We start from the raw sequence: 12,862 nt of genomic DNA, 5'->3' as shown, positions 1-12,862 counted from the left end.
GACGGCGCCCACGAGGAAGAGATCGTCGGCCTCCTCGACAGCACGATTCCCAACCGTGACGGGGATCGGCTGGTTCAGCACAGCGGGAAGGCCCGGCTGTTCGACGGCCGCTCCGGCGAGCCGTTCCCGTACCCGATCTCGGTCGGCTACATCTACATCCTCAAGCTGCTCCACCTGGTCGACGACAAGATCCACGCACGTTCGACCGGCCCCTACTCCATGATCACCCAGCAGCCGCTCGGCGGTAAGGCCCAGTTCGGTGGCCAGCGCTTCGGTGAGATGGAGGTGTGGGCTCTGGAGGCCTACGGCGCCGCCTACGCCCTCCAGGAGCTGCTGACGATCAAGTCCGACGACGTCCTGGGCCGCGTGAAGGTCTACGAGGCGATCGTCAAGGGCGAGAACATCCCCGAGCCGGGAATTCCCGAGTCCTTCAAGGTCCTCATCAAGGAAATGCAGTCGCTGTGCCTGAATGTCGAGGTGCTCTCCAGCGACGGCATGTCCATCGAGATGCGCGACACCGACGAGGACGTCTTCCGCGCCGCGGAAGAGCTCGGCATCGATCTGTCCCGGCGTGAGCCGAGCAGCGTGGAAGAAGTCTGAGGGGGAGATCGCAGAAAATGCTAGACGTCAACTTCTTCGACGAGCTCAGGATCGGCCTCGCGACGGCCGACGACATCCGTCAGTGGTCGCATGGCGAGGTGAAGAAGCCAGAGACCATCAACTACCGCACCCTCAAGCCGGAAAAGGACGGGCTCTTCTGCGAGAAGATCTTCGGTCCGACCCGCGACTGGGAGTGCTACTGCGGCAAGTACAAGCGCGTCCGGTTCAAGGGCATCATCTGTGAGCGCTGTGGCGTCGAGGTGACTCGCGCCAAGGTGCGTCGTGAGCGGATGGGCCACATCGAGCTGGCCGCGCCCGTCACGCACATCTGGTACTTCAAGGGCGTCCCGTCGCGCCTTGGCTACCTGCTCGACCTCGCCCCGAAGGACCTGGAGAAGGTCATCTACTTCGCGGCGTACATGATCACGCATGTCGACACCGAGATGCGTGAGCGTGACCTGCCGTCGCTGGAGGCGAAGATCTCCGTCGAGCGGCAGCACATCGAGCAGCGCCGTGACGCCGACGTCGAGGCCAGGCAGAAGAAGCTCGAAGGCGACCTGGGCGAGCTTGAGGCCGCGGGCGCCAAGGGCGACCAGCGCCGCAAGGTTCGTGAGGGCGCCGAGCGCGAGATGCGTCAGCTTCGCGACCGGGCCCAGCGCGAGCTGGACCGGCTCGACGAGGTCTGGAGCCGCTTCAAGAACCTCAAGGTCCAGGACCTTGAGGGCGACGAGCTGCTCTACCGCGAGATGCGCGACCGCTTCGGCCGCTACTTCAAGGGCGGCATGGGCGCGCAGGCGATCCAGGACCGCCTGATCAGCTTCGACCTCGACGTCGAGTCTGAGAACCTGCGCGAGACGATCCGCAGCGGCAAGGGCCAGAAGAAGGCCCGCGCGCTCAAGCGGCTCAAGGTCGTGTCGGCGTTCCTCAACACCACCAACTCGCCGCGCGGCATGGTGCTCGACTGCATTCCGGTCATCCCGCCGGACCTGCGCCCGATGGTGCAGCTCGACGGTGGCCGGTTCGCGACCTCCGACCTGAACGACCTCTACCGCCGGGTCATCAACCGGAACAACCGCCTCAAGCGTCTGCTCGACCTCGGCGCCCCCGAGATCATCGTGAACAACGAGAAGCGGATGCTCCAGGAGGCCGTCGACGCGCTGTTCGACAACGGCCGTCGTGGTCGCCCGGTCACCGGTCCCGGCAACCGTCCGCTCAAGTCCCTCAGCGACATGCTGAAGGGCAAGCAGGGTCGTTTCCGCCAGAACCTGCTGGGCAAGCGAGTCGACTACTCCGGCCGTTCGGTCATCGTCGTCGGCCCGCAGCTCAAGCTGCACCAGTGCGGTCTGCCCAAGCAGATGGCGCTGGAGCTGTTCAAGCCGTTCGTGATGAAGAGGCTGGTCGATCTCAACCACGCCCAGAACATCAAGTCGGCCAAGCGGATGGTCGAGCGGGCCCGTCCGGTCGTGTGGGACGTGCTCGAAGAGGTCATCACCGAGCACCCCGTGCTGCTCAACCGCGCTCCGACGCTCCACCGCCTGGGCATCCAGGCGTTCGAGCCGCAGCTGGTCGAGGGCAAGGCCATCCAGATCCACCCGCTCGTCTGCACCGCGTTCAACGCGGACTTCGACGGCGACCAGATGGCCGTGCACCTGCCGCTGTCGGCTGAGGCCCAGGCCGAGGCACGCATCCTGATGCTCTCGACCAACAACATCCTCAAGCCGGCCGACGGCAAGCCCGTGACGATGCCCACCCAGGACATGGTCATCGGCCTCTACTGGCTGACCACCCACAAGGACGGCGCCACGGGTGAGGGCCGGGTCTTCGGCTCGATCGCCGAGGCCCAGATGGCCTTCGACCGCCACGAGCTGGACATTCAGGCGAAGATCCAGATCAGGCTCAAGGACGTCCTGCCGCCCCGTGAGTGGGTCGCGCCGGAGGGCTGGGAGCAGGGTGACCCGATCCGCCTGGAGACGACGTTCGGCCGGTGCCTGTTCAACCAGACGCTCCCGGCGAGCTACCCGTTCGTCAACTTCCAGGTCGGCAAGAAGCAGTTGTCCACGATCGTGAACGAGCTGGCCGAGACCTACCCCAAGGTCGACGTGGCCAACTCGCTCGACGCGCTCAAGGACGCCGGCTTCCGCTGGGCGACCCGTTCCGGCGTCACGATCTCGATCGACGACGTCGTCGCGCCGCCGAACAAGGCCGACATCATGGAGAACTACGAGCGCCGGGCCGACAAGGTCCAGCGCGAGTACGAGCGCGGCCTGATCACCGACGAGGAGCGCCGTCAGGAGCTCATCGAGATCTGGACGCACGCCACGGCCGACGTCGAGACCGACATGGTCAACGCCTTCCCGGCGACCAACCCGGTCTGGATGATGGTCAACTCCGGTGCCCGAGGCAACAAGATGCAGGTGCGTCAGATCGCCGGCATCCGTGGCCTGGTGTCCAACACCAAGGGTGAGACGATCCCGCGTCCGATCAAGGCCTCGTTCCGCGAGGGCCTGTCGGTGCTGGAGTACTTCATCTCCACCCACGGACAGCGGAAGGGTCTGGCCGACACCGCCCTGCGTACCGCCGACTCGGGTTACCTGACCCGTCGTCTGGTGGACGTCGCGCAGGACGTCATCGTGCGTGAGATCGACTGCGGCACCGACCGCGCGGTCCCGCTGCACGTCGGCGAGCGGGACTCTTCGGGCAACCTGGTCAAGGCGGAGAACGCCGAGTCCAACGTGCACGGCCGCATCCTGGCCGAGGACGTCGAGGTCGACGGCAAGGTCATCGTGGCGGCGGGTGTCGACATCAACGACATCCACGTCACCGCGCTGGTCGAGGCCGGCATCGCGACCGTCCGCACGCGGAGCGCGCTCGTCTGCGAGGCCAAGATCGGCGTCTGCGCGACCTGCTACGGCCGCTCGCTGGCGACCGGCAAGCTCGTCGACGTCGGCGAGGCGGTCGGCATCATCGCCGCCCAGTCGATCGGTGAGCCGGGCACGCAGCTGACGATGCGTACCTTCCACACCGGTGGTGTGGCTGGCGCGGACATCACCCACGGTCTGCCCCGTGTCCAGGAGCTCTTCGAGGCGCGCATCCCCAAGGGTGTCGCCCCGATCTCCGAGGCCGAGGGCAGGGTCCGCATCGACGAGACCGACAAGTCCCGGAAGCTCGTCATCACTCCTGACGACGGCTCGGAGGAGATCGCCTACCCGGTCTCGATGCGTTCGCGCCTGCAGGTCTCCGACGGCCAGCGTGTGACGGTCGGCCAGCAGCTGGTCGCCGGTGCGGTCAACCCCAACGAGGTGCTGCGCATCCTCGGCCCGCGGGCCGTGCAGCTGCACCTGGTGGCGGAGGTCCAGCAGGTCTACCGCTCGCAGGGTGTGTCGATCCACGACAAGCACATCGAGATCATCGTGCGGCAGATGCTCAAGCGCGTGAACGTGCTGGAGTCCGGCGAGACCGACCTGCTGCCCGGCGAGCTCGTCGAGCGCCCGCGCTTCGAGCAGATGAACCGCGAGACGGTGGCGGAAGGTGGCTCTCCGGCCGCCGGCCGTCCGGTGCTCATGGGCATCACGAAGGCGTCGCTCGCCACCGAGTCGTGGCTGTCGGCGGCCTCCTTCCAGGAGACGACCAGGGTCCTGACGGACGCGGCGATCCACGCCAAGTCCGACTCGCTCCTGGGCCTGAAGGAGAACGTCATCATCGGTAAGCTCATCCCGGCCGGTACGGGCATGCCCCAATACCGCAACATCCGGGTCGAGCCGACCGAAGAGGCCAAGGCGGCCATGTACACCGTCGGCGGATACGACGGTTCCGCGGCCGACTACACCTTCGGCACCGGTAGCGGCGAGGCCGTTCCGCTGGAGGAGTACGACTTCGGGCAGTACAACCGCTAGTCGCTCTTTGAAGCACCGCGCCCGGATCTCCGCGATCCGGGCGCGGTGCTTTTGTCTGCCCGCTCCTTTACCGACCTGTGCGCCGCTACGTGCGCCCTCTGGGCCGTCCGGGTGGTGGGAGGGTGGCCGGGACTGCCCGGGCGGTCCAGGGGCCCGGTGCGCCGATGCAGCGCTGCGCGCGGCGTCCCGGGGAACCGCGACCAACCACTCCGCAGGCCGGATATGATAGGCGCGGAGCAGTAGCCGGGCATGCATCGAAGAGGCCCAGCGACCAGCAGTAGTGGCAGAAGCGTTGTCCGCTTTGTCGCGCTGCTTTGACGTGTCGCGTGGGCCTGGGTAGTCTAGAGCATCGTGCCCGTCGTTAGCGGGCTCTCGGCTGTGCGCTCATATACAGGAGCGCCGGACGGCTTCCTGGCTCTAAGTCCCTGCGGATGTGTCTGTGCGAAGTGCGCGACACGCCCGAGCGCGGGGGCGCCGAGACGGGGAAAACCAGCAGGTCATGACACCGGCAGAACCTGCGAATGAACACCAGACGTATTACCGGCCAAGGCACGAAACGGAGTGGCAGTGCCCACTATTCAGCAGTTGGTCCGCAAGGGCCGGCAGGACAAGGTCGCCAAGACCAAGACTCCTGCCCTAAGGGCGAATCCGCAGCGGCGAGGTGTATGCCAGCGCGTTTACACCACGACCCCCAAGAAGCCCAACTCGGCACTGCGCAAGGTGGCCCGTGTGCGGCTCACCAACGGCATCGAGGTCACGGCGTACATCCCGGGTGTGGGCCACAACCTGCAGGAGCACTCCATCGTGCTCGTGCGCGGCGGTCGTGTGAAGGACCTGCCGGGTGTCCGCTACAAGATCATTCGCGGTTCGCTGGACACCCAGGGTGTCCGCAACCGCAAGCAGGCTCGCAGCAAGTACGGCGCGAAGAGGGAGAAGAGCTAACTATGCCTCGCAAGGGTTCTCCCGGCCGCCGTCAGCTCATGTCTGACCCGGTTTACAGCTCGCCCCTGGTCACCGCTCTGATCAACAAGGTGCTCCTGGACGGCAAGCGTTCCATCGCGCAGTCGATCGTGTACGGCGCCCTTGAGGGCTGCAGGGACAAGACGGGCAACGACCCGGTCGTCACCCTGAAGCGCGCGCTTGACAACGTCAAGCCGACCCTCGAGGTTCGCAGCCGTCGCGTTGGTGGCGCGACCTACCAGGTGCCGGTCGAGGTGCGCGCCGCGCGCAGCACGACCCTGGCCCTGCGCTGGCTGGTGCAGTACTCCCGCGCCCGCCGCGAGAAGACCATGACCGAGCGCCTCATGAACGAGCTCCTCGACGCCAGCAACGGCCTCGGGGCGAGCGTCAAGAAGCGCGAGGACACCCACAAGATGGCCGAGTCCAACAAGGCCTTCGCCCACTACCGCTGGTAACCCCGGCGGGTTCGACGAGACGACGAGGACGCGAGAGAAGTGGCCGCAACGACCGCCCTTGACCTGGCGAAGGTCCGGAACATCGGGATCATCGCCCATATTGACGCGGGTAAGACCACCACGACTGAGCGCATCCTGTTCTACACCGGCATCAACTACAAGATCGGTGAAGTCCACGACGGCGCAGCCACCATGGACTGGATGGAGCAGGAGCAGGAGCGTGGTATCACGATCACGTCTGCCGCGACGACCTGCGAGTGGGCCGGTCACACGATCAACCTGATCGACACCCCGGGCCACGTCGACTTCACCATCGAGGTCGAGCGCAACCTTCGTGTCCTCGACGGTGCGGTCACCGTGTTCGACGGTGTCGCGGGCGTCGAGCCGCAGTCGGAGACGGTGTGGCGTCAGGCCGACCGCTACAACGTCCCCCGCATCTGCTTCGTGAACAAGATGGACCGCGTCGGCGCGGAGTTCCACCGCTGCGTCGACATGATGGTCACCCGTCTTGCCGCGACTCCCGCGGTCATCCAGCTTCCCTGGGGCGTTGAGGCCGGCTTCCGCGGCGTCATCGACCTGGTGAAGATGAAGGGCCTGCTCTGGAGCGAGGACGCGGCCAAGGGCGAGATGTACGACGTCGTCGACATCCCGGCCGACCACGCCGAAGCCGCTCGCGAGTGGCGTGACAAGCTCGTCGAGACCGTCGCCGAGAACGACGACGAGATGATGGAGCTCTTCCTCGAGGCCATCGAGCCCACCGAGGAGCAGCTGGTCGCGGCCATCCGCCGCGCGACGCTGGCCAGCGCCATCAACCCGGTTCTCACCGGCACCGCGTTCAAGAACAAGGGCGTGCAGCCCCTGCTCGACGCGGTGGTCGCCTACCTCCCCGCGCCGACCGACATCCCGGCCTTCGAGGGCCACGCGGTCGGCAACGAGGACAAGGTCGTCGTACGTCACGCGGACCCGACCGAGCCGTTCTCCGCTCTCGCTTTCAAGATCGCGAGCGACCCGCACCTGGGCAAGATCACCTACATCCGCATCTACTCCGGCACGCTCGAGGCGGGTTCACAGGTCGTGAACTCGGTGAAGGGCAAGAAGGAGCGGATCGGCAAGATCTACCAGATGCACGCGAACAAGCGTGAGGAGCGCCCGGTGGCCTCCGCCGGTCAGATCGTCGCCGTCATGGGTCTCAAGGACACCACGACCGGCGACACCCTGTCCGACCCGGCCAACCAGGTCGTGCTCGAGTCGATGACGTTCCCGGCTCCGGTCATCAACGTCGCGATCGAGCCCAAGACCAAGGGCGACCAGGAGAAGCTGTCGACCGCGATCCAGCGGCTGGCCGAGGAGGACCCGTCCTTCCAGGTCCGTCGTGACGAGGAGACCGGCCAGACGGTCATCTGGGGCATGGGCGAGCTTCACCTGGAGATCCTCGTCGACCGCATGCGTCGCGAGTTCAAGGTCGAGGCCAACGTCGGTCGTCCGCAGGTGGCCTACCGCGAGACCATCCGCCGCACGGTGGACAAGGTCGACTACACCCACAAGAAGCAGACGGGTGGGTCCGGCCAGTTCGCGCGGGTCATCATCAAGCTCGAGCCGCTGGGCGAAGGCAACGACGGCTACGAGTTCGAGAACAAGGTCACCGGTGGCCGTGTCCCGAGGGAGTACATCCCCTCGGTCGACGCGGGTGCTCAGGAGGCCGCCGAGTTCGGCGTGCTGGCCGGCTACCCGATGGTGGGCGTGAAGGTGACGCTCATCGACGGTGCCGCGCACGACGTCGACTCCTCGGAAATGGCCTTCAAGATCGCCGGCTCGATGGCCTTCAAGGAGGCCGCTCGCAAGGCCGATGCTGTACTCCTCGAGCCGATGATGGCCGTCGAGGTCACCACGCCCGAGGACTACATGGGTGACGTCATCGGTGACCTCAACGGTCGCCGCGGGCAGATCCAGGCGATGGACGAGCGGGCAGGCGCCCGTGTCGTCTCGGCGCTCGTACCGCTTTCTGAGATGTTCGGCTACGTGGGCGACCTGCGTAGCAAGACGCAGGGGCGCGCGAGCTACAGCATGCAGTTCGACTCCTACTCGGAGGTGCCCCCGGGCATCGCCAAGGAGATCGTCGCGAAGGCCCGGGGCGAATAGTCCCGGGACCCCCGGCTGGGCCTCGCCAAGCCGTCAAGGGGCTTCGGCCTCTGGTGGGGCGGTGCGAGCCGCCCCACCGCCTAGGGGTTCGGGATCACCCGGGCCCGAGTGTGTTAGACGAAAGTCAGACAGATTCTCAAGGAGAGAACCAGTGGGCAAGGCCAAGTTCGAGCGGAACAAGCCGCACATGAACATCGGCACCATTGGGCACATCGACCACGGTAAGACCACGCTCACCGCGGCGATCACCAAGGTGCTTCACGACCGTTTCCCCGAGCTGAACAAGGCGACGCCGTTCGACAAGATCGACAAGGCGCCCGAGGAGAAGGCCCGCGGAATTACGATCTCCATCGCGCACGTCGAGTACCAGACCGAGAAGCGCCACTACGCCCACGTGGACTGCCCCGGTCACGCCGACTACGTGAAGAACATGATCACCGGTGCCGCGCAGATGGACGGTGCGATCCTCGTGGTCGCCGCCACTGACGGCCCGATGCCGCAGACGAAGGAGCACGTCCTCCTGGCCCGCCAGGTCGGCGTCCCCTACATCGTCGTGGCCCTCAACAAGGCCGACATGGTCGACGATGAGGAGATCCTGGAGCTCGTCGAGCTCGAGGTCCGTGAGCTCCTGTCCGCTCAGGAGTTCCCCGGCGACGACCTGCCGGTCGTCCGCGTCTCCGCGCTCAAGGCTCTCGAGGGCGACTCGAAGTGGGCCGACAGCATCATCGAGCTGATGAACGCGGTCGACGAGAACGTGCCCGAGCCGCCCCGTGAGACGGACAAGCCGTTCCTCATGCCGGTCGAGGACGTCTTCTCGATCACCGGTCGTGGCACGGTCGTCACCGGCCGTATCGAGCGCGGTGTCGTCAAGATCAACGAGCAGGTCGACATCATCGGCATCAAGCCGGAGAAGACGACCACCACCGTCACCAGCATCGAGATGTTCAACAAGATGCTCGACGAGGGTCACGCGGGCGACAACGCCGCGCTGCTGCTCCGTGGTATCAAGCGCGACGACGTCGAGCGCGGCCAGTGCATCATCAAGCCGGGCACGACCACCCCGCACACCGAGTTCGACGGCCAGGTCTACATCCTGTCGAAGGACGAGGGCGGCCGCCACACGCCGTTCTTCAACAACTACCGCCCGCAGTTCTACTTCCGTACGACTGACGTGACCGGTGTCGTGCACCTCCCCGAGGGCACCGAGATGGTCATGCCGGGCGACAACACCGAAATGCGCGTTGAGCTGATCCAGCCCATCGCCATGGAGGACGGTCTGAAGTTCGCGATCCGTGAGGGTGGCCGCACCGTCGGCGCCGGCCGGGTCGTCAAGATCATCAAGTAGTACGATCGCGGGGCGGCGGTCGGCCCTCGTAAGAAGGCCGACCGCCGCGCCACGAGGGCAGGAGTCCCTACGGCTTCCGCCCTCAGGCTCCACGGGAAAGCCGTGATCTCGCAGTGGCTTCGGAGTGACCGAAGTAACTGCCGGATCACGGAAGAAAACGGCAGATCGAAAACGTCTGTCACGTGGGGCCGTGCGGGTTCGACCTGCACGAACAGCGGCAACAGGCCGCACGATACTTTTTCAGACGACAGCGAAGGACACCGAGGCCACTATGGCGGGACAAAAGATCCGCATCCGGCTTAAGGCCTATGACCACGAGGTCATCGACAGCTCGGCCAAGAAGATCGTCGAGACGGTGACGCGGACTGGCGCGAAGGTCGCGGGCCCGGTGCCGCTGCCGACCGAGAAGAACGTGTACTGCGTCATCCGCTCGCCGCACAAGTACAAGGACAGCCGCGAGCACTTTGAGATGCGCACGCACAAGCGGCTGATTGACATCATCGACCCGACGCCCAAGACCGTCGACTCGCTCATGCGGCTCGACCTCCCCGCGGGCGTCGACATTTCGATCAAGCTCTGAGGGAACGCACTGACATGGCTAAGACGATCAAGGGCGTCCTGGGCAAGAAGCTCGGCATGACCCAGGTCTTCGACGCGGACAACCGGATGGTTCCGGTGACCGTGGTGGAGGCCGGTCCGTGCGTGGTGACCAGGGTCCGCACCGCCGACAAGGATGGCTATTCCGCCGTTCAGCTCGGCTTCGGACAGGTCGACCCGCGGAAGGTCAACAAGCCGCTCGGCGACTACCTGCGTAAGCACGACATCACCCCGCGCCGTTACTTCGCGGAGATCCGCACCGACGACGCGAGCGACTACACCCTGGGCCAGGAGCTGCTGGCCGACACCTTCGAGGCCGGCCAGTTCGTCGATGTGACGGGCAAGAGCAAGGGCAAGGGCTTCGCGGGCGTCATGAAGCGGCACGGCTTCAAGGGTCTGGGCGCGTCGCACGGTACGCAGCGCAAGCACCGCTCGCCGGGTTCCATCGGTGGCTGCGCCACCCCGGGCCGCGTATTCAAGGGTCTGCGCATGGCTGGCCGGATGGGTAACGTCCGCACCACCGTGCAGAGCCTCAAGGTTCACGCCATCGACGTCGAGAACGGTCTCATCCTGATCAAGGGTGCGATCCCCGGCGCCAACGGCAGCCTGGTCCTCGTCCGTACCGCTGCTAAGAAGGGGGCTGCCAAGTGACCAGCAATCGCGTAAACAGCATTGACGTCCTCGACGCCAGCGGTAGCAAGGCCGGCACCGTCGACCTGCCCGAAGACATCTTCGGCGCCAAGGTCAACATTCCGCTGATCCACCAGGTGGTCGTGGCCCAGCTCGCCGCTCGCCGGCAGGGCACCCACAAGGCCAAGACCCGTGGTGAGGTCAGGGGCGGCGGCAAGAAGCCGTATCGCCAGAAGGGCACCGGTCGCGCCCGTCAGGGCTCGACCCGCGCGCCGCAGTTCACCGGTGGTGGCGTCGTCCACGGCCCGGTGCCGCGCGACTACTCGCAGCGGACGCCCAAGAAGATGAAGGTCGCCGCCCTGCGTGGCGCCCTGTCGGACCGGGCCGGCGGCGGTCGCGTGCACGTGGTGAGCGGTCTGGTCACCGGCGAGACGCCGAAGACCAAGGCGGCTCTCGAGGCCCTGCGTAAGATCACCCAGTCCAGGACCGTCCTCCTCGTCGTCGACGAGGCCGACGAGCTGACCTGGCTGAGCCTGCGCAACGCTCCCGAGGTCCACCTGCTGGACTCCGGGCAGCTCAACACCTACGACGTGCTCTGCCACGACGACGTGGTCTTCACCCAGGAGGCGTACGACCAGGTCGTGGCGCGTTTGTCGGCAGGGTCGGCCAATTCGAGTGAAGGGGCAGACGCCTGATGGAGAAGATCGCCGACCCGCGCGACGTCATCATCAAGCCGGTCGTCTCTGAGAAGAGCTACGGCCTGATCGATGAGAACAACAAGTACACGTTCCTGGTGAAGAAGACCGCGAACAAGACCCAGGTCAAGATCGCCGTCGAGCAGATCTTCGGGGTCAAGGTCACCAGCGTGAACACGATCAACCGGCAGGGCAAGCGCAAGCGCACCCGCACCGGTTTCGGCAAGCGTCCCGACACCAAGCGCGCGATTGTGAGCCTGGTCGAGGGCGATCGGATCGACATCTTCGGTCAGATCGGCTAGCAGCCATAGAAGTAGGCGGGCCGTACGGCTTGCCAGGGGTCGAGACCGTCGCACGCCCGTGCGGCGGGCTCACCCATGTAACCGACGAAGGATGAACGAAAAAGATGGGCATCCGTAAGTACAAGCCGACGACTCCGGGTCGCCGCGGCTCGAGTGTCTCGGACTTCTCCGAGATCACCCGCAGCACGCCCGAGAAGTCGTTGCTTGCGCCCCTTCATGGCAAGGGCGGCCGCAACGTACACGGCCGGGTCACCGCGCGCCACCAAGGCGGCGGTCACAAGCGCGCCTACCGGATCATTGACTTCCGTAGGCATGACAAGGACGGCATTCCGGCGAAGGTCGCTCACATCGAGTACGACCCCAACCGCACCGCCAACATCGCTCTGCTGCACTACGCCGACGGCGAGAAGCGCTACATCATCGCGCCGACCGGCCTCAAGCAGGGCGACCGCATCGAGAACGGCGCCGGGGCCGACATCAAGCCGGGCAACTGCCTGCCGCTGCGCAACATCCCGACGGGTACCTTCATCCACGCGGTGGAGCTCCGTCCGGGCGGCGGCGCCAAGCTCGGTCGCTCCGCGGGCGCTCAGATCCAGCTGCTCGCCAAGGAAGGCCAGTACGCCACGCTGCGTATGCCGTCCGGCGAAATGCGCATGGTCGACGTGCGCTGCCGGGCGTCGGTGGGTCAGGTCGGCAACGCCGAGCAGGCCAACATCAACTGGGGCAAGGCCGGCCGTATGCGGTGGAAGGGCAAGCGCCCGACCGTCCGTGGTGTCGCCATGAACCCCGTTGACCACCCGCATGGTGGTGGTGAGGGTAAGACCTCCGGTGGTCGCCACCCGGTGAACCCGAAGGGCAAGCCTGAGGGCCGCACCCGCCAGGCCAACAAGTCCAGCGACCGGCTGATCATCCGCCGCCGGAGCAAGAGGAAGAAGCGGTAGGAGCAGCCGATATGCCACGTAGCCTTAAGAAGGGTCCCTTCGTGGACGGCCACCTCGCCAAGAAGGTGGACGCCCAGAACGAGAAGGGCACCAAGACCGTTATCAAGACGTGGTCGCGGCGCTCCATGATCGTGCCTGACATGCTCGGGCACACGATCGCCGTACACGACGGCCGCAAGCACGTCCCGGTGTTCGTCACCGAGTCGATGATCGGCCACAAGCTGGGAGAGTTCGCCCCGACGCGCACCTTCCGCAGCCACGTCAAGGAAGATCGCCGCAGCCGGCGATAGACGCCTTCAGAAGCA

12 protein-coding genes are annotated in these 12,862 nt (G+C 66.0%); all 12 read left to right on the top strand.

The window, feature by feature from the left end; translation table 11 throughout:
* A partial coding sequence (locus LDL49_RS25205; protein WP_443689883.1) for a DNA-directed RNA polymerase subunit beta occupies positions 1-600 on the top strand: 600 nt, incomplete at its 5' end.
* A 17-nt stretch (positions 601-617) separates the two neighbouring features.
* Entirely contained in the window at positions 618-4,493 is a 3,876-nt protein-coding gene (locus tag LDL49_RS25200) for a DNA-directed RNA polymerase subunit beta' (RefSeq protein ID WP_225293957.1), read from the top strand.
* 567 nt (positions 4,494-5,060) lie between these two features.
* Positions 5,061-5,435: a 30S ribosomal protein S12 gene (gene rpsL, locus LDL49_RS25195; protein ID WP_214633169.1), complete on the top strand. Its 375-nt coding sequence runs from the start codon at positions 5,061-5,063 to the stop codon at positions 5,433-5,435.
* Positions 5,436-5,437: 2 nt separating this feature from the next.
* On the top strand, positions 5,438-5,908 hold the full coding sequence (gene rpsG, locus LDL49_RS25190; RefSeq protein WP_138670613.1) for a 30S ribosomal protein S7: 471 nt from the start codon (positions 5,438-5,440) through the stop codon (positions 5,906-5,908).
* Positions 5,909-5,947: 39 nt separating this feature from the next.
* Positions 5,948-8,047, top strand: a complete 2,100-nt coding sequence (gene fusA / locus LDL49_RS25185) for an elongation factor G (RefSeq protein ID WP_225293955.1) — start codon at positions 5,948-5,950, stop codon at positions 8,045-8,047.
* Between the two features lie 151 nt (positions 8,048-8,198).
* Entirely contained in the window at positions 8,199-9,392 is a 1,194-nt protein-coding gene (tuf, locus tag LDL49_RS25180) for an elongation factor Tu (RefSeq protein ID WP_225293953.1), read from the top strand.
* A gap of 271 nt (positions 9,393-9,663) precedes the next feature.
* Positions 9,664-9,972 (top strand): 30S ribosomal protein S10, encoded by a 309-nt coding sequence (gene rpsJ / locus LDL49_RS25175; protein WP_012887830.1) that lies wholly within the window; start codon positions 9,664-9,666, stop codon positions 9,970-9,972.
* 14 nt (positions 9,973-9,986) lie between these two features.
* Positions 9,987-10,640: a 50S ribosomal protein L3 gene (rplC, locus tag LDL49_RS25170; protein WP_225293952.1), complete on the top strand. Its 654-nt coding sequence runs from the start codon at positions 9,987-9,989 to the stop codon at positions 10,638-10,640.
* Positions 10,637-11,314, top strand: coding sequence for a 50S ribosomal protein L4 (rplD, locus tag LDL49_RS25165; RefSeq protein ID WP_225293950.1), 678 nt, complete (start codon positions 10,637-10,639; stop codon positions 11,312-11,314). The genes rplC and rplD overlap by 4 nt, the downstream gene beginning before the upstream one ends.
* On the top strand, positions 11,314-11,616 hold the full coding sequence (gene rplW, locus LDL49_RS25160) for a 50S ribosomal protein L23 (protein WP_221519391.1): 303 nt from the start codon (positions 11,314-11,316) through the stop codon (positions 11,614-11,616). Before rplD ends, rplW begins: the two co-directional genes overlap by 1 nt.
* Positions 11,617-11,720: 104 nt before the next feature.
* Positions 11,721-12,557: a 50S ribosomal protein L2 gene (gene rplB, locus LDL49_RS25155; RefSeq protein WP_225293948.1), complete on the top strand. Its 837-nt coding sequence runs from the start codon at positions 11,721-11,723 to the stop codon at positions 12,555-12,557.
* 11 nt (positions 12,558-12,568) lie between these two features.
* Complete coding sequence (gene rpsS, locus LDL49_RS25150) at positions 12,569-12,847, top strand: 30S ribosomal protein S19 (protein ID WP_225293946.1); 279 nt, start codon at positions 12,569-12,571, stop codon at positions 12,845-12,847.
* The last annotated feature ends 15 nt before the right edge of the window (positions 12,848-12,862 follow it).

Origin of the sequence: Nonomuraea aurantiaca (assembly GCF_020215705.1) — a bacterium.
Taxonomy (GTDB): Bacteria; Actinomycetota; Actinomycetes; order Streptosporangiales; family Streptosporangiaceae; genus Nonomuraea; species Nonomuraea aurantiaca.
This window is presented reverse-complemented; position numbering and strand designations above follow the sequence as displayed.